The 16,526-nt window shown below is 70.6% G+C and carries 16 protein-coding genes and 3 pseudogenes; 5 read left to right on the forward strand and 14 right to left on the reverse strand.

The window, feature by feature from the left end; all coding sequences use genetic code 11:
• Positions 1 to 69 precede the first annotated feature (69 nt).
• Positions 70 to 999, forward strand: coding sequence for a methylenetetrahydrofolate reductase (locus ACIA5C_RS29710; RefSeq protein WP_396060402.1), 930 nt, complete (start codon positions 70 to 72; stop codon positions 997 to 999).
• Here ACIA5C_RS29710 and ACIA5C_RS29715 read toward each other — a convergent pair.
• The 4 genes from ACIA5C_RS29715 to ACIA5C_RS29730 form a co-directional block, all read right to left on the reverse strand.
• The gene (locus ACIA5C_RS29715; RefSeq protein WP_396060405.1) at positions 982 to 1,887 is read right to left on the reverse strand and encodes an aldo/keto reductase; all 906 of its coding nucleotides are present in this window, start codon (positions 1,885 to 1,887) and stop codon (positions 982 to 984) included. The genes ACIA5C_RS29710 and ACIA5C_RS29715 overlap by 18 nt on opposite strands.
• 111 nt (positions 1,888 to 1,998) lie before the next feature.
• Positions 1,999 to 2,754: a hypothetical protein gene (locus ACIA5C_RS29720; protein ID WP_396060408.1), complete on the reverse strand. Its 756-nt coding sequence runs from the start codon at positions 2,752 to 2,754 to the stop codon at positions 1,999 to 2,001.
• A gap of 9 nt (positions 2,755 to 2,763) precedes the next feature.
• Complete coding sequence (locus ACIA5C_RS29725; protein WP_396060412.1) at positions 2,764 to 3,342, reverse strand: hypothetical protein; 579 nt, start codon at positions 3,340 to 3,342, stop codon at positions 2,764 to 2,766.
• A gap of 16 nt (positions 3,343 to 3,358) precedes the next feature.
• Complete coding sequence (locus tag ACIA5C_RS29730) at positions 3,359 to 3,718, reverse strand: RDD family protein (RefSeq protein ID WP_396060414.1); 360 nt, start codon at positions 3,716 to 3,718, stop codon at positions 3,359 to 3,361.
• Between the two features lie 361 nt (positions 3,719 to 4,079).
• Here ACIA5C_RS29730 and ACIA5C_RS29735 point away from each other — a divergent pair, with 361 nt between their 5' ends.
• Both ACIA5C_RS29735 and ACIA5C_RS29740 read left to right on the forward strand, forming a co-directional pair.
• Positions 4,080 to 4,373 carry an MTH1187 family thiamine-binding protein gene (locus tag ACIA5C_RS29735; protein WP_396060417.1) on the forward strand — a complete coding sequence of 98 codons (294 nt, stop codon included), beginning with the start codon at positions 4,080 to 4,082 and terminating at the stop codon, positions 4,371 to 4,373.
• Positions 4,370 to 5,044 (forward strand): HAD family hydrolase, encoded by a 675-nt coding sequence (locus ACIA5C_RS29740; RefSeq protein WP_396060420.1) that lies wholly within the window; start codon positions 4,370 to 4,372, stop codon positions 5,042 to 5,044. The genes ACIA5C_RS29735 and ACIA5C_RS29740 overlap by 4 nt, the downstream gene beginning before the upstream one ends.
• Here the strand turns inward: ACIA5C_RS29740 and ACIA5C_RS29745 are convergent.
• Both ACIA5C_RS29745 and recO read right to left on the reverse strand, forming a co-directional pair.
• Positions 5,034 to 5,816 carry an isoprenyl transferase gene (locus ACIA5C_RS29745; protein WP_396060424.1) on the reverse strand — a complete coding sequence of 261 codons (783 nt, stop codon included), beginning with the start codon at positions 5,814 to 5,816 and terminating at the stop codon, positions 5,034 to 5,036. The two genes, ACIA5C_RS29740 and ACIA5C_RS29745, sit on opposite strands and share 11 nt — an antisense overlap.
• Positions 5,813 to 6,592, reverse strand: a complete 780-nt coding sequence (recO, locus tag ACIA5C_RS29750; RefSeq protein ID WP_396060427.1) for a DNA repair protein RecO — start codon at positions 6,590 to 6,592, stop codon at positions 5,813 to 5,815. Before recO ends, ACIA5C_RS29745 begins: the two co-directional genes overlap by 4 nt.
• A gap of 119 nt (positions 6,593 to 6,711) precedes the next feature.
• Here recO and ACIA5C_RS29755 point away from each other — a divergent pair, with 119 nt between their 5' ends.
• Together ACIA5C_RS29755 and ACIA5C_RS29760 are read left to right on the forward strand one after the other, a co-directional pair.
• Complete coding sequence (locus ACIA5C_RS29755; RefSeq protein ID WP_396060429.1) at positions 6,712 to 7,500, forward strand: DUF4097 family beta strand repeat-containing protein; 789 nt, start codon at positions 6,712 to 6,714, stop codon at positions 7,498 to 7,500.
• A 7-nt stretch (positions 7,501 to 7,507) separates the two neighbouring features.
• Complete coding sequence (locus ACIA5C_RS29760) at positions 7,508 to 8,263, forward strand: thioesterase family protein (protein WP_396060432.1); 756 nt, start codon at positions 7,508 to 7,510, stop codon at positions 8,261 to 8,263.
• On the opposite strand, the gene era is transcribed toward ACIA5C_RS29760, so the two are convergent.
• The 8 genes and pseudogenes from era to ACIA5C_RS29800 all read right to left on the reverse strand — a co-directional run bounded on the left by era (position 8,260) and on the right by ACIA5C_RS29800 (position 16,516).
• On the reverse strand, positions 8,260 to 9,156 hold the full coding sequence (gene era, locus ACIA5C_RS29765; protein WP_396060435.1) for a GTPase Era: 897 nt from the start codon (positions 9,154 to 9,156) through the stop codon (positions 8,260 to 8,262). The genes ACIA5C_RS29760 and era overlap by 4 nt on opposite strands.
• Positions 9,157 to 10,642: 1,486 nt before the next feature.
• On the reverse strand, positions 10,643 to 11,011 hold the full coding sequence (locus ACIA5C_RS29770) for a cytidine deaminase (RefSeq protein ID WP_396060438.1): 369 nt from the start codon (positions 11,009 to 11,011) through the stop codon (positions 10,643 to 10,645).
• Entirely contained in the window at positions 11,004 to 12,377 is a 1,374-nt protein-coding gene (locus ACIA5C_RS29775; RefSeq protein ID WP_396060440.1) for a hemolysin family protein, read from the reverse strand. Before ACIA5C_RS29775 ends, ACIA5C_RS29770 begins: the two co-directional genes overlap by 8 nt.
• Positions 12,378 to 12,382: 5 nt before the next feature.
• On the reverse strand, positions 12,383 to 12,853 hold the full coding sequence (ybeY, locus tag ACIA5C_RS29780) for an rRNA maturation RNase YbeY (protein ID WP_396060443.1): 471 nt from the start codon (positions 12,851 to 12,853) through the stop codon (positions 12,383 to 12,385).
• 23 nt (positions 12,854 to 12,876) lie between these two features.
• Positions 12,877 to 13,239, reverse strand: a pseudogene (locus tag ACIA5C_RS29785) (PhoH family protein); the annotation flags it as partial.
• Between the two features lie 279 nt (positions 13,240 to 13,518).
• Positions 13,519 to 14,328, reverse strand: a pseudogene (locus ACIA5C_RS29790) (LAGLIDADG family homing endonuclease); the annotation flags it as partial.
• Positions 14,317 to 15,030, reverse strand: a pseudogene (locus tag ACIA5C_RS29795) (PhoH family protein); the annotation flags it as partial. The pseudogenes ACIA5C_RS29795 and ACIA5C_RS29790, both read right to left, overlap by 12 nt.
• A gap of 109 nt (positions 15,031 to 15,139) precedes the next feature.
• A complete protein-coding gene (locus ACIA5C_RS29800; RefSeq protein ID WP_396060446.1) occupies positions 15,140 to 16,516 on the reverse strand; it encodes a serine hydrolase domain-containing protein in 1,377 nt (458 codons plus the stop codon).
• Positions 16,517 to 16,526 lie beyond the last annotated feature (10 nt).

The raw sequence follows: 16,526 nt of genomic DNA on the forward strand, positions 1-16,526 counted from the left end.
CGGCTCCTTCGTTCCCGGCAAAGGAGAACTCGACCTGAGATCTCCGCCCCCTCACCGTAGGGTGTGGCCGTGGAACGCCCCCCGCTGCAAAAGATGCTCGCCGATGCCCAGGGCGGGATGCTGCTGTTCGGCATCACGCCACCGCGCCGCAGTGCGACCCCCGACCGGGTCAAGGAGATCGCCGAGGTGACTCTCGGCCGGTTGGCCCCGCTCGACCTCGACGGCCTGATCCTGTACGACATCGACGACGAGTCCGACCGCAACCCGGAGGAACGCCCGTTCCCCTACCTGCCGACCATGGATCCGGCCGCGTTCCACACCGACTACCTCGGCGGGTGGGACCGCCCGGTGGTGCTCTACCGCTGCGTCGGCAAGTACGCCGAGGATGACCTGCGGGCCTGGCTCGACGAGACCGACACCTCCCGCGTGCTCAGCGTCTTCGTCGGCGCCTCCTCGGGCGGCAAGCCGGTCCGCACCGATCTGCGCCGGGCCCAGGCCCTGCGCGACGAGGTGCGGCCCGACCTGCCCCTCGGCGCCGTCGTGATCGGCGAGCGGCACGCCCGCAGCGGCGACGAGCACCTGCGCATGCTGGCCAAGCAGGAGCGCGGCTGCTCGTTCTTCATCTCCCAGGTCATCTACGACCTCAACGAGACGAAGAACCTGGCCTCCGACTACTTCTACGCCTGCCAGGAGCGCGGCGTGGCCCCCCGGCCGATCGTCTTCACGTTGTCGCTGTGCGGGTCACCCAGGACGCTCGAGTTCCTCCAGTGGCTCGGCGTCGACGTGCCGGGCTGGCTGGAGAACGAGTTGCGCCACTCCGCCGACCCGCTGGCCGACTCCTACCGGGAGTGCCTGCGCATCGCCCGCGACCTGCAGTCGTTCTGCGAGAGGCTGGAGCTTCCGCACGGCTTCCACGTGGAGAGCGTCTCGATCCGCAAGGCCGAGATCGAGGCGGCGACCCGGCTGGCCGGCGAGCTCGCCTCACTGCTGCGGGGATAGGCGGGCCAGGTCGGCCCGGCCGAGCCGGAGCGCTCCGGCGGCGATGTTGTCCTGAAGGTGCTCCACGCTGCCCGTGCCCGGGATCGCGAGGACGTTGCGTCCCTGGTGGAGCGTCCAGGCCAGGCGTACCTGATGGGGGGTGACCCCATGATCGGCCGCCACCTTCCGCACCGCCTCGTCGTGGTTTTCGCCCGCACCGTCCTCCCGGCCGGGGCCGGCGATCGCGAAGAACGGCACGAACGCGATGCCGCGGTCGGCGCACGCCTGCACCAGGTCGTCGTCGCGGCGGATGTCGATCGCGTAGCTGTTCTGCACGCAGACGACCGGCGCGATCGCGGTGGCCTCGAGCACGTGGTCGAGCCGCACGTTGGACAGTCCGAGATGCCGGATCAGCCCTTCGTCGCGCATGGCGGCGAGCGCGGCGAACCGCTCGGCGACCGAGTCGTGTCCCGGCCTTTTCACGATGCGCAGATTGACCAGGTCGAGCCGGTCGACCTGGAGCCGGCGCAGATTTTCCTCCACCTGCCGGCGCAGCTGCGCCGGCGTCACCGCCGATTCCCATTCGCCGGTCGGGCTCACTCCCGGTCCGACTTTGGTCGCGATCAGCAAACCCTTCGGGTACGGCCAGAGCGCCGCACGGATCAGCTCGGTCGCATAGCGTGCCTGATCACCGGCGTGACCGGCCAGGATGCCGCCCGGCGAACGGTAGAAGGCGGCGGTGTCGATGTGATCGACTCCGAGCTCGACGGCCCGCCGCAGGACCCGGACGGCGACGGCCGGGTCGGGGTTGACGGTGAGCCGCATCGAGCCGAAGCCCATGCGATGGATGGTCTGGCCGCCGAGCTTCCAGGTCCCGGCGGCCGCGGCAGTGATCCCCTCGTTAATCACCCGCGCCAAGCTAGTAGCGGGCCGCGCCCGGCGCACTCCCCCAGGCACCCGATTCCGATTTGGCCGGATCGCTGTTAAGTTATGTAGCGTCGGGATGATTTCGAAAGCCCTCTAGTTCGGGACCGTCCAGGCCTTCGCCGTCACGTTGAGCACTCCGATCCTGTTGTCGACCGTAACGGAGTCGACCGTGACGAAGACCAACTTCTGGCTGATGCCCTGATCCGCGGCCGCTTCCTGCGAGGTCAGGAAGCAGAGCGTCATCTTCGCGGCCGGGGCGATCGGGGAGCGCCCCGGGTCGGTGCGGATCGTCTCCAGGCAATCGGCCGGCGTCGCGGTCGGTCCCGAGACTTGAGCGAACGGCAAAGCCGACTCCACCTGACCCGGATCACAGTTGTTGTAGCCGAACTCCGCTCCCTTGTCCTGGGTGCCGAGGATGCGCGGCTCGTCCAGATCCACATTGGTGGAGTTGGAGTATCCGCAGCCCACCGAGCGGATCCGCAGGTGTTGCCCCTGATAGGCGACCGAGAACTGCGCGCTCGGATCGATCTCGGTCGGTGTCGCGGACGGATCGGCCCCGCCGGTGCTACCGGTCGTCGGTTTGCTCGGGGCGGCGCTGGTCGGGGCCGGGCCGGTCGGGTCCAAACCGGTCGGAGCCGGGGGCGGCGGCGCGCTGTGCACCGATCCGGCCAGGCTCACCGCGCGGTCGCTGCGCCCGAGGGCCATCGACGCGAGCGCCACTCCGGCAACCCCGACGACCAGCCCGAGAACCGCGACGACCAGGGTCACGCCCAGCAGAAGACCACTGTTCTTCCGTGACTTGGGTACGCCCGGCGCGCCGGGCGGGAGGGGATTCTGCTGATGGGTCACCGCAACCACCTAGGCATGTGTCAGTAACGGGTCGCCGAACCGGACCTCGCCGTCCGGGAATTGGCAGGTCAGTTGAATACGCAGGCGGCCGACGCCGGCCAGGGGCACGTCGAGCCGGCGCGTGGTGCCGTCCTTCTTCAAGGTGTACGTGCCGACGCCGCGGTCGTCGGCGAAGACCGCGACCTGCAGAGCGGTGTCACCGTCGCGGGCCTTCGAGACGGTCAGGTCCGCACCGAGGGCCGCGTAGTGGCCGAGCAGGTCGTACTCGACCGAGCGCTGCCGGTCGATGGACTGCCCGCTCGCGCACGCCATGTCGAGGCCGGATCCGTCGGGCCGGAAGTTGCCGCCGCCGGTGGAGGCCGTCAGGCTCGCGAGCGCCACCCGTTGGGAAGCGGGCGGCCCGGTTGTGCGGGCGGCCGTGGTACCGGCCGGCCCCGGCGGGGGATTGTCGTCATTCGACGAGTGCGGCTGCACCCACGCGAAATAGGCGATGACCGCACCGACGATGGCCACGCTGAGGCCGAGGCCGCCGAATACCACCTGCATCCAGGTGGACGCCGTCCCGGCCACCGCCGAATCCTTGGCCATCGCTTTCGACGAACCGTCAGACGAAGCGGACAACGGAATTGGCCATCCGGTCGTGAAGCGTGCGCTGCCCCTCGCCGAAAATCATGAGCGAATCGACCCAGAAATAGATGCCGAGCGTGAGCGGGCTGAGCAGTCCGCCGAGCAGACCCTGGATGACGAACTGGCGCAGCGCCATCCGTCCCCAGTCGAACGGCACGCCGGTGGTCGCGTCGACAACCACGTGCCCGAGCAGCCGTTTGGCCGGGGTCTGCCCGTCCGCCCAGGTGATCAGGGCCCAGACCAGGTAACCGATGCCGAGCGTGACCATGCACAGCAGAAGGTCAAGCAGGAATGCCCCGAACCGGCCCCCGGCCGACACCGTCCGGCCGGTTGGCACCGGGGCCGGCGGAGAATACGCCGGCGCCGGAAATGGCTGGCCGGAATACGGTTGGACAGCGCCGTACTGCGCACCCCACTGCGCTTGCGGCGCCGAATATGTTTCGCCTTGCCGATCGGCCGAGGGCTGACCCATTTCGCACTCCTCGTTCAATGTGGATTCGACGCGAAATCAGCCTGATCGAAATCTTGGTAATCGACAATCAGGCACGCGGGCGCCCACTCGAGCCGGTCCGGAGGCGGCCGCCGTCGAACGACCCGGCCATTCCGGGTTTCCGCCTTTTACCAAGGTGCAGACCGGCGGGCGACTGGCATGATGCTGTGAGAGCGCTCTCACGGCAATCTGATGGGACGATGGATCGATGCTGGTTGCATTCTCGGTGACGCCGCTCGGCGTCGGTGATTCAGTGGGTGACCTGGTGGCCGAGGCGGTCCGGGTGGTGCGGGCGTCCGGCCTGCCGAACCGGACCGACGCGATGTTCACCACGATCGAGGGCGAGTGGGATGAGGTGATGGCGGTCGTCAAGCAGGCGGTCGACGCGGTCGCCCCGCACGCCCCCCGGGTCAGCGTGAGCCTCAAGGCCGACGTCCGGCCCGGCGTCACCGGCGCCCTGACCTCCAAGGTGGAGCACATCGAACGGGCGTTGCAGGAGTGAGACGCCTGGTCATGTGGGACATCGACTACACACTGCTGCGCGGCGGCGGGGTCGCCGCTCGGGCCTGGCAGGCGGCGTTCACCGAGCTCACCGGCGTCGCCTGGCGGGGCAACCCGATCTTCGGCGGGCGCACCGACATGGACATCTGCATCGAGGTCTTCGCCACCCACGGCGTCACCGACTGCACGCCGGAACGGTTCTTCGTCCGCTACGTCGAGAAGGTCCGGGCCTGCCGGCACGAATTCGGCGAGCAAGGCTCACTCATGCCGGGCGTACGGGATGTGCTGGCGCGCCTGCGCGCCGACCCCGACGTCGTCCAGACCCTGGTCACCGGCAACGTGCCCGAGGTCGCCGAGGCCAAGGTGGCCGCCTTCGACCTGGCCGCCGCCTTCGACACCGAGATCGGCGGCTACGGCACCGACGACAGCGTGCGCGCCACCCTGGTCCGCCGCAGCCTCGAGCGGGCCGAGGCCAAGTACGGCGAAGCATTCCACCCGGTCGTCATCGGCGACACCGTGCACGACATCACCGCCGCCCTCGCCAACGACGCCCTGGCGGTCGGCGTCGCCACCGGCAGCACGAGCATGGCGCAACTAGTGCTGGCCGGGGCGCACGCCGTCCTGCCCGACCTCGCCGACGTCGACGCGGCGGTGCGCATTCTCAGGGATTGACCGACACCGGGTTGGGCACGGCGCCCCCGAAACGGCGGTCACGGCTCGCGTAAAGCTCACACGCGTACCACAGGTGGCGGCGGTCGAAGTCGGGCCAGAGCGTGTCGAGGAAGACCATCTCGGCGTACGCCGACTGCCAGAGCATGAAGTTGGAGGTGCGCTGCTCGCCCGACGGCCGCAGGAAGAGATCGACCTCAGGCACCTCGGGGTGGTAGAGGTAGCGCTGGATCGTCTTCTCGTTGACCTTGTCGGCCTTGAGCTTGCCGGCCGCCACATCCTGGGCGATGCGCGCCGCCGCGTCGGCGATCTCGGCCTGCCCGCCGTAGTTGACGCAGAACTGCAGGGTCAGCTTGGAGTTTTTCTTCGACATCTCCTCGGCCGTCTGCAGCTCGGAGATCACGCTCTTCCACAGCCGCCCGGCCCGGCCCGACCAGACCACGCGTACGCCGAGGTCGACCAGCTGGTCACGGCGCCGCCGGATGACGTCGCGGTTGAAGCCCATCAGGAAGCGCACCTCATCGGGCGAGCGCCGCCAGTTCTCGGTCGAGAACGCGTACGCCGAGAGATAGGGCACGCCGAGCTCGATGGCGCCCTCAATGGTGTCGAACAGCGAGTGTTCGCCCTGCTCATGCCCCTTGGTGCGTGACAGCCCGCGCTCCTTGGCCCAGCGCCCGTTGCCGTCCATCACGATCGCGATGTGCTTGGGCAGCAGTTCCTTGGGCAGCTCGGGCGGCGTCGCGCCGGAGATGTGCGGGGTAGGTGGCCTGGTCAAGAAGACTCCCGTCGATCAACGAGGGGCAGCGAACGCAACGCGCGCTCCATGTGCCATTGCAGGTGGGCGGCGACCAGGCCGCTGCACTCGCGGCGCACCGGCTGGTCGGCCGAGTCGGCGACCGTCCAGTCGCCGACGGTCAGTGCGGTCATCAGGCCCAGCGTGGCCGGGCTGGGGTGGGCGGCGCCGGGCGGCCGGCAGTCGGGGCAGACCGCGCCGCCGGCCGGCACCGAGAAGGCGGCGTGCTGCCCCCCGGTGCCGCAGACCGCGCACTCGCTGAGCGCGGGCGCCCAGCCGGCCACCGACATGCCGCGCAGCAGGTAGGCGTCGAGCACCAGGCTGCCCGCGTGCTCGCGGGCGGCGAGCGCCTTGAGCGCGCCCAGGGTGAGCTGGAACAGCCGCAGCGACGGCTCGCGCTCGATCGGGGTGAGCCGCTCGGCGGTCTCGGCGATCGCGCAGGCCGCCGTGTAGCGCGGGTAGTCGTCGAGGACCTGCTTGCCGTAGAGCGCGACCGCCTCGACCTGGCTCACCGAGTGCAGCGCGCTGCCCACCCCCTCGGGCGAGCCGGCCAGTTGCAGGTCGATGTGGCCGAACGGCTCCAGCCGGGCGCCGAACCGGGACGTCGTGCGCCGCACCCCCCGGGCCACCGCGCGCAGCCGGCCGTTCCGCCGGGTGAGCAGCGTGATGATGCGGTCGCTCTCGCCGAGCTTCTGCACGCGCAGCACCACCGCGTCATCGCGGTAGAGCTGGCGGCGGTATCCGCTTCCGGTCGGCACCCACCCATTCTGCCTGGCGGATACGACAAACCCTTACTCGGATCTCAGGGTCATCTCCGGGGTCCCTCAGTGACAGGACCGATGGTGCTCTCCCCGTACGGGCAAATAGCGTCGACACCATGACCACGCCACTCGCCCGTCGCGCCGGAGTCCTCGTCCTGATCGCCGCCACGGCGGCCACCCTGTCCGGGTGTGCCGGGGTGCTCGGGGCGAAGATGACCTACGACGACTCCGAGAAGGCCAAGATCACCGACATCGTCCTCTCCGGGGGCTCCGGCGACGTGAAGATCACCACGGGGACGGTCGACCAGACCACGATCCGCCGGATCATCCGCCGGACGACCAACCCGGGCGAGTCCTACCAGCTGTCCGGTTCGACCCTGAGCATCGACACCTCGTGCGGGCTCAACTGCTCGGTGTCGTACGAGATTCAGACGCCCCCCGGCGTCAAGGTGCGCGGCAACATCGACTCCGGCGACATCCAGCTGGCCGGGGTGGCCGACACCGACGTCCAGGTCAGCTCCGGCGACGTGATGGTCACCGACGCGGCCGGCCCGGTCAAGGTGCGGGCGACCTCGGGCGACATCGATGTGCTGCGGTCGCACGGCACGGTAACCGCGGTCGCCACGTCGGGCGACATCCGGGCGATCGACCCGCAGGGCGCGGTCACCGTGCGGGCCACCTCGGGCGACGTCCAGGTGCACCTGGCCACCCCGAACTCGATCACCGCCGACGTGACGAGCGGCGACGTCGACATCTCGGTGCCGCAGGGCAGCTACAACGTCGTCAACCGCGGCCACGCCGGCGGCGACACCTCGATCACCGGCCTGACCAGCGACCCGACGTCCAAGAATGTGCTCGACGTCAAGGCCTCCAGCGGGGACATAAACATCGGCACCACGGCATGATCGGGGCATGAGCTTCTATCTACCGCGAGGCGACGACCGGTTCCAGCCGACCAAGGCGACCGAGAGCCCGTGGGACTCGGCGATGCAGCACGGCGGCCCGCCCGCCGCGCTGCTCGGCCACCAGCTGCACGTCCAGGGCCTGCGGCTGGCCCGGATCTCGGTCGACTTCCTCGGCCCGATCCCCCGCCGCGAGCTGCGGGTCGAGGTCTCGCAGGTCAAGCCGGGCCGGCTCACCTTCCTCAACGAGGCCCGCATGGTGATCGACGGCCGGGTCGCGGTGGTCGCCCGGGCCTGGCACATCGCGCCCGGCCCCCGCCCGCCGGCCGAGACACCGGTGTCCGAAGCCGACCCGCTGCCCGAACAGGAGCAGGAGTTCGCCCCCGAGTTCGGCGACTGGGGTTACGGCCACGCCATCGAGTGGCGGTCGAGCCGCGACGACCTCAACAAGCCCGGCGACGCGCACGTCTGGACCCGGGTGCGGATGCCGCTGATCGACGGCGTCGAGATCAACTGCCAGGACCGGGCGCTGATCGTGGCCGACTCGGCGAACGGCCTGTCCGCGGTGCTGCCGATGGACAAGTGGCTGTCCATCCCGCCGACCATGACGACCACGCTGATGCGCCCGGCCGACGGCGAGTGGGTGCACCTGGCCGCCGCCACCGAGCTCACCGACGACGGCCTGGGCATGGCGAGCGGCCGCCTGTACGACCAGGCCGGCAAGATCGGCGAGGTCGCGCAGCCACTGCTCGTGCGAGCCCGCTAAAAGCCGAGTTTCCGCAGCTGCCGCGGGTCGCGCTGCCACTCCTTGGCGACCCGCACATGCAGATCGAGATAGACCTTGGTGCCGATCAGCTGCTCGATCTCGGCCCGGGCCTTCGACCCGACCTCCTTGAGCCGCGCCCCGCGAGAACCGATCACGATCGACTTCTGGCTGTCCCGCTCGACGTAGACGTCCGCGTAGATCTTGGTCAGGTTGCCCTCGACCTGCATCTCCTCGACCAGCACGGCGATCGAGTGGGGCAGCTCGTCCCGCACGCCCTCGAGCGCCGCCTCCCGGATCAGCTCGGCGATCAGCACCTGCTCCGGTTCGTCGGTCAGCACGTCGTCCGGATAAAGCTGCGGCGACTCCGGCAGATGCTTGATGATCACGTCGACCAGGTTCTGCACCTGATGCCCGGAGACCGCGCTGACCGGCACGATGTCGGCGAAGTCGTAGAGCTCGCTGACCGCCAGCAGATGCTTGGCCAGCTTCTCCGGACCAACCAGATCGACCTTGGTCACCACCGCGACGATGGTCGCCTTGAGCTCCTGCAACTCGGCCGAGATGAACCGGTCGCCGGCGCCGACCGGCTCGTCGGCCGGGAAGCACACGCCGATCACGTCGACCTCGCTCCAGGCCTCCCGCACCAGATCATTGAGCCGCTCCCCGAGCAGCGTCCGCGGCCGGTGCAGCCCCGGCGTGTCAACGAGCACGAGCTGCGCGTTGTCCCGGTGCAGAACGCCCCGGATGACATGCCGTGTCGTCTGCGGCTTGCTCGACGTGATGGCGATCTTCTGCCCGATGATCGCGTTGGTCAGCGTCGATTTCCCGGCGTTCGGCCGCCCGACAAAGCACACAAATCCGGCACGATAAACCCCATCGTCGGTCGCCGCCACGGCGGCTTCCTTATGCCGGTGCACCCTCCGCCCCTGAGATGTACGCGCGTCCGCCGCCCCACCGGACCCAGACCGTTCCCGGCCCTCCACCGACCCAGGCCGCTCCGGATCCTGATCAGCCCCGAGCCCCCGACCGTCAGCCTCCACAGCCCCGACCTGCACAGCCGCGGGCTCGCTGTCCTGCCGACCCGTCCCGCGCTCGCTGTCGTGGCGGCCGACCTCGCGCCCGCCGTCGTGGCGACTCGACCCGCGCTCGCTGTCCTGCCGACCCGTCACACGCTCGCTGTCCTGCCGACCCGTCACACGCTCGCCGTCTTGACGACCCGTCACACGCTCGCCGTCTTGACGACCCGTCACACGCTCGCCGTCTTGACGACCCGTCACTCGCTCACCGTCTTGACGACCCGTCACTCGCTCACCGTCTTGGCGACCCGTTACGCGCTCGCTGTCGTTGCGACCGGTACCGCGGTTGTCAGCCTGCCGACCGGGCGCGCGCTCGCCGTCTTGGCGACCCGTTACGCGCTCGCTGTCGTTGCGACCGGTACCGCGGTTGTCAGCCTGCCGACCGGGCGCGCGCTCGCCGTCGTAGCGGCCAGTCCTGCGCTCGTACTCGAGCCGGCCGCTCCCCGGGACGCCACCGCCCCGCGTTGCCCCACGCCCGCCCTCACGCTGCCCAGCCCCGCGCTCACGCCCCGAGCCACCCGGAGCCGGAGCCGCACCCCGGCGCCCACGGCCGCCGCCCGCACCACGGGCACTGCCCTTGGGCCACCAGTCGATCCCGCCTGTGGACGAGTCCGAAAACTTGTCGTACTTGGCTGTTTGACTGGCCCCACCCAGTTCCGGGGTGGGGGTGGCCCGGGAGGGCCCGGCGCCACGAGATCCACTCGCGGCACGAGATCCACCTACGCCGCGAGCACCGCCGGCTGCACGCTGCCCCGCCCCACGGGATCCGTCTGCGGTCCGATATCCGTCGCCTCCACGAGCCGCGCCCCGCGAACCACCAGCGTCACCGGTCGCGCCGCGATATCCGTCGCGGGAGCCGGCCACGCCTCGCGCCCCGCCCGCGCCGCGAGCACCGCCGCCCCGCAGGTCACCGGAGCCGCCGCTCTCGGCTCGACGGGCGGCCCGGCGCTCCTGCCGGCGCAGTTCGTTGCGCTCACCCGCAGTCAGCCGGCGCTCATCAGGAGCCCCAGCCGGACGACGATCACCCGCAGTCAGCCGGCGCTCATCAGGAGCCCCAGCCGGCCGACGATCACCCGCGGCCGGCCGGCGCTCGTCGGCGCCCTGCTTGCCCCCGCCCGCGGTCTGCCGACGGTCATCGGCACCGCGCCTGCCCGCGCCTCCCCCGGTCGGCCGGCGCTCGCCCGCGGCCGATCTACTCTCGCCCGGGGTGCGCCGGCGCTCGTCGGCGGCCGGCTTGCGGTCGTTCATGTGGTTTCCGTCCGAGTTCTGGGGCCCCGTCACGCCGGCCCACCGGGGAAGCTCGTCATGCGATCACCGTGCCGCGCGGCGTGCCGTCGGGGCCGGCCACGTGGATCGGAGCGTCGGCGGCCAGGTCGCGGACCGCGGCGTGGCCGGCGCCGTCCAGCTCGGCCGCCTCGGTCACGATCGCGGCGGCCTCCAGCTTGGTGGCGCCGGCGGCCGCGGCCGAGGCGACGGCCAGCTGCAGGGCGGTAAGGGCGAGGTGGGGCAGCACGACGGTGGCGGCCGCGTACGTGCGTCCGTCCTGGTCGCGTACGGCCGCTCCTTCGAGCGCGCCCACCCGGGCGCGTGAGCTTCGGGCCAGGGTGACCAGCTTGGTGTCCTCGGCGCTCAAAGCTTCGCCGGCGGACCCGGCGAAGGTCTGGTCAGGCATCTGCGGTTTGTCTTTCCTCGGTGTCGGACTCGTTGGAGGGCGCGTCGGGCTCTTCTTCCGGTTCGGTGCGGCGCACCAGGACCGAGTCGATCCGGTTGCGACGGCCGGTTGTGCCCTCGGCGATCAGGTGCAGGCCGCCGACGTCGACGGTCGCGCCGGGGATCGGCACGCGGCCCAAGGTCTGGGCGAGCAGACCGCCGACCGTCTCGACCTCGTCGGCCGGCAGTTCGACGCCGTAGAGCTCGCCCAGGTCTTCGATCGGAAGGCGAGCGGTGACCCGGACCGCGCCGTCGCCGAGTTGTTCGACCGGCGGGCGTTCCACGTCGTATTCGTCGGTGATCTCGCCGACGATCTCCTCGAGGATGTCCTCGATGGTGACCAGGCCGGCCGTACCACCGTACTCGTCGACGACGATCACCAGGTGGGTGCGGGCGGCCTGCATCTCGGAGAGCAGGTCGTCGACCGCCTTGGACTCGGGGACGAAGGTCGCCGAGCGCATCAGCTCGGCCACCGCGCCGGCGGTCGCGCCCGGGTCGCCGGACTGGGTGCGGCGGATGACGTCTTTCAGGTAGAGCACGCCGAGCACGTCGTCGACGCTGTCGCCGATCACCGGGATGCGCGAGAAGCCGGAACGCAGGAACAGGTAGAGCGCCTGCTGAAGAGTCTTCGGCGCCTCTATCCACACCATCTCGGTGCGCGGAACCATCACCTCGCGTGCGATCGTGTCACCGAGCGCGAACACCGAGTGGATCATCTCGCGTTCGCCGTGTTCGACGACGCCGCGCTGCTCGGCCAGGTCGACGAGTTCGCGCAGTTCGACCTGGCTGCCGAACGGCCCCTCCGGGAAACCCCGGCCCGGGGTGACCGCGTTGCCGATGAGGATGAGCAGCGAGGCGAGCGGGTTGAGAACCTTGCCGAGCCAGCGGATCAGGGGGGCCGCGGCGCGGCCCACGGCGTACGCGTGCTGGCGCCCCACCGTGCGCGGGGCCACCCCGACCACGACGAAGCTGACCAGTGTCATCGCACCCGCGGTGACCAGCGCGGCCCGCCATCCGACGCCCCAGTTGTCGACCGCGACCAGCGCCACCAGCGTGGTCGCGGTCAGCTCGCACAGCAGGCGCAACAGCAGCAGCAGGTTGAGGTGCCGGACGACGTCGGAGGCGACCGCTTCGAGCGCCGACGCCCCGCGCTTGCCCTCGCGGGCCATCTCGGCGGCGCGGGCCGGCGACACGGCACCGAGCGCCGCGTCGGTCATCGAGGCGAGCCCGGCCAGGAACACCAGCACGATCGCCAGCGTGATCAGCTGTGCGTCGGGCAGGCCGGCCGAGGAGGCCGCGCCTGCCGCGAGTAGAGGTGCGGAATCCACCGGGATCAGCCGGCCTGCCGCGCAGCCCGCCAGCTCTGGAGCAGGCGGTTCTGCAGCGCGAACATCTCGCGCTCCTCCTCCGGCTCGGCGTGGTCGTAGCCGAGGAGGTGCAGCGCGCCGTGCACGGTCAGCAGGTGCAGTTCGTCGGCGGCCGAGTGGCCGGCCGCGGCGGCCTGCTTGGACGCCACCTCGGGTGCGAGCACGATGTCGCCGAGCAGGGCCGGCTCACCGGTGCCGGCCTCGCCGGGACCGTGGTCGACGCTGCCCTCGTCCATCGGGAAGGCGAGGACGTCGGTCGGGCCGTCGCCGTCCATCCAGCGATGGTTGAGTTCGGCCATGTAGTCGATGTCGACGAGGAGGATGGACAGTTCGGCGAGCGGGTTGACCCCCATCTCGTCGAGGGCGTGCCGGGCCACCGCGAGGATCGCGTCGGTGTCGACCTCGACTCCCGACTCGTTGGCGATCTCGATGGACATAGTTGTGGGGTTACCCCTTGACTTCAGCGCCGGCGACCGGCGCGGCCGCCGCTGGCGGCGCGTCCCGGCACGGCGTGTACGGACTGGGTGGCTAGTTGCTCCTGCTCGACGTCGTACCGCGCGTACGCGTCGACGATCTCCGCGACCAGCCGGTGCCGGACGACGTCGGCACTGGACAACTCGGCGAAGTGCACATCTTCGACATTCTGCAGGATCTCGCGCACGATCTTGAGACCGCTGGTCGTGCCGCCCGGCAGGTCGACCTGCGTCACGTCACCGGTGACCACGATCTTGGCGCCGAACCCGAGCCGGGTCAGGAACATCTTCATCTGCTCGGGCGTCGTGTTCTGCGCCTCGTCGAGGATGATGAACGCGTCGTTGAGCGTGTTGTGCGTGACGATCAGATCGTCGGTGACGTAGAGCGAGTCCTCGGCCGCCACCTGGATGCAGACCGTCTCGGTCTCGCCGGCCGGCTCGATCGACTCGATGAACCGCATCGGGCGGCCGCCGCCGCTCTCGTCATAGAGGGCCCGCTTGCGCTCGAGGCGGAACGGGTTGAAGCCCTCAGGCAGCCGGATGTCGAGCACGTAGGCGTCGTTGCGGTATTCCACCGGGCGCCCGTGGGCACGGCCCGGAATCCGGCCCTCCGCCGGACGGCGACGCCAGGACGCCACCCCGCCCAGCGATCGGACGAGGAAGAGGACGTCGTCCCGGAGGCGCTCCGAGCACGTCGTGTATTGAACGAGATAGGTGCGCCCACGCTGGGTGACCGGACCGCCATCGGTGTCCAGCAGGCCTTGCAACACCGCAATACGCACCCGGGCGCTGTTCCACAGGTAGCTCTCGGGAACGAACTTCGTGTGCGAGTGGGTGCCGGCCAGACCCAGTTCACGCAGCACGGCGGTCACCGGGTTGGCGGTGATCACGCCGCCGCGGCCGCCGCCACCGGGACGACGCAGCACATAGTCGTATCCGCCATTGTGGACGACCTCGGCGCCGGGCAGCGCCGCATCCAGCCTCTCGGCGAGTTCCGGGTCGGCCGTGCTGAACGCGGGTGTCGTCGCCCCGGTCAGGCAACCGTCGCCGAGAAGCAACCCCAGCGCGTACGGATCGAGCGGCACCTCCTGCGGGACGAACTCGACCGCCTCGACCAGCGGCAACTCGTACCGATGGACCCGGCCCCTCCGCAGGTTGCCGATCATGTCATGGGTCTGCAGGACTCGCCACGGACGACCGTGACTGCGGTCGTCCACCGTCTGCACGGTCCACAGGTGCTCGCCGCAGGCGAGCGTCGAAGCGCCGTCCTGCGTCGTGACCCGGTAGACCGGCTTACGGCCTTGTGGGTAGACCCCGAGCACAGGCGTCGGCAGGCCGCCCGAACCGACGACCAGGTCGCCGACCCGGAGGTCACCGATCGGACGCCAGCCGTCGGGCGTGAGCACTTTCGCCGTGAGCGGCTGAGCGCGTCCCCGCATGTAGGCCAGCGGGGCGACCTCGATCGTGCCCGCCGCCATCAGGCGGGGGATCGACTCGGGGTCGAGCATGTCGTGCAGGGCGTCGTAGAGCGGCCGCAGGTAGGGGTCGATCTTCTCGTTGAGCGTGCCGGGCAGGAAGCCCAGCCGCTCGCCCGCCTCGACCGCGGGCCGGGTCAGGATGATGCGGCTGACCTGCTTGGCGGTGAGCGCCTGCACGGCCTTGGCCATCGCGAGGTAGGTCTTGCCGGTGCCGGCGGGGCCGATGCCGAAGACGATCGTGTTTTCGTCGATGGCGTCGACGTAGTGCTTCTGGCCGAGCGTCTTGGGGCGGATGGTGCGCCCGCGGCGGGACAGGATGTTGAGGGTGAGCACCTCGGCCGGGCGCTCCGAGGTGTTTTCCTCGAGCATCCGGACCGTGCGCCGCACGGAGTCGACGGAGAGCGTCTCACCCTTCTCGATCAGCTCGATGAGCTCCGAGAAGAGACGCTCGGCGGTCGCGTTCTCCGCCGGGTCGCCGGTGATGGTGATCTCGTTACCGCGAACGTGCACGTCGCTGGTAAGAGTTCGCTCGATGAGCCGCAGGATCTCATCCTTGGCGCCCAGCAGGTTCACCATGATCTTCGGGTCGGAGACCGAGATCTTGGTCTGCACCCGAGCCGGGCCGGTGGGCTCCGCGCTGGAAGGGTTCGGCGTACCGGTCATAGGGCGGCCCCCGTGGGCCTCGCCACCTGCTCTCTATCTCATGCCTGGGTCGGCGATCGTGCCATCTTATCCGCTTCGGCGCCGACCCGCCGATGTCATTATCGCCAGGTCACTTGACGGCCCCCGCCGAGGCCGGGCCGCCGTCGAAGCCTTCCTGCACGCGGGTGCAGCGGTAGGTCGCCCAGTGCATGCGCACCACGGTCCCGTCGGCGTCGCGGGTGAGCCGCAGCAACTCGCCGGCCTCCCGCCCGGACACCGTGCGCAGCACGTCGGGACGGTCCGGAAGCGGCCGGAAGACGGCCGGCGGCGCGTCGCTCGCGCCGTCCGCGAACCGAGCCTGGAGCGTGCCGTCGTGCCAGGAGAAGACGAACTGCGAGCCCTCGCTCCACCACGGTCCGAGCACCGACCGGTACGCCGCGGGCGCGGGCGGCCCCGCCCGCCACGGCGTGATGTCGGCCGGGTCGGTCTCGACGGCCATCCGCAGCAACTCGTCGACGAGTTGGTTGGTCTCGTCCGCCGTGCCGGAGGAGCCGAGCACGGCGCAGCCGAGCGCGTCCGGGGTGTCCTCGCCGCCCCGGCGGCCGTAGACGCCGGCCAGGAAACCGGGCATGGCGCCGTTGTGCCCCACGTGCATCACCCGGCCGCCCTGCGGGAACAGCATCAGCCCCAGCCCGAAGCCGCCCGCCCAGAGCGTCTCGTCCTGGGTCGTCAGCGGCCAGCGCATCTCGTCGAGGGTAGCCGCGGCCAGCACTTCGCCGCGCGGGTCGACGGTGGCCGGGGAGACCAGGAAGGACGCCCATCGGGCCATGTCGGTCGCGGTGCTCCAGAGCTGGGCGGCCGGGCCGACACCACCGGTCGGGAACTGCGGCTCGGGACGAGCCGCATCCGAGTACGCGTCGACCATGTAACCGACCGCAGCGTTCGCCGGGGCGTCGACCGTCGTCGAGTGCAGCCCGAGCGGCGTCAGGATCCGCGCGACGACCAGTTCCTCCCAGGTCGTGCCGCGCAGCTTGGCGGCCAGGTGCCCGAGCACCGCGAACGCCAGGTTGGAGTAGTGGTAGCGGCGCGCGTTGGGCAGCACCCGCTCGGCCCGGTCCAGTTCGGCGAGCAGGCCGGTCGCGTCGGGGGTGAGCAGCGTGTCCCAGACGTCGCCGTGCGGCTCGCGCTGGAACCCGGCGGTGTGCGAGAGCAGCCGCCGGATCGTCGCGTCGCCGTGCGCCGGCACGTCGAGGTGGGTGGAGATCGGCTGGTCGAGGTCGAGCAGCCCCTCGTCGCGGGCCTGCATGACCAGCACCGCGGTGAAGGTCTTGGTGACCGAGCCGATGCGGAACCGGGTGTCGGGGCCGAGCGGGTGTTCGGGGTTGCCGGAGTCGCCGACGGTGCAGATCCATGGGTCGCGGTCGGCGCGGACCAGGGCGACCGAGAGGGCCGGGATGCGGCCGCGGGCCTGAGCGCGCCGAGCGGCCCTCTGATAAGCGGTGCTCATCACTGGGCCG

Origin of the sequence: Actinoplanes sp. NPDC051343 (assembly GCF_044455125.1) — a bacterium.
Classification (GTDB): domain Bacteria; phylum Actinomycetota; class Actinomycetes; order Mycobacteriales; family Micromonosporaceae; genus Actinoplanes.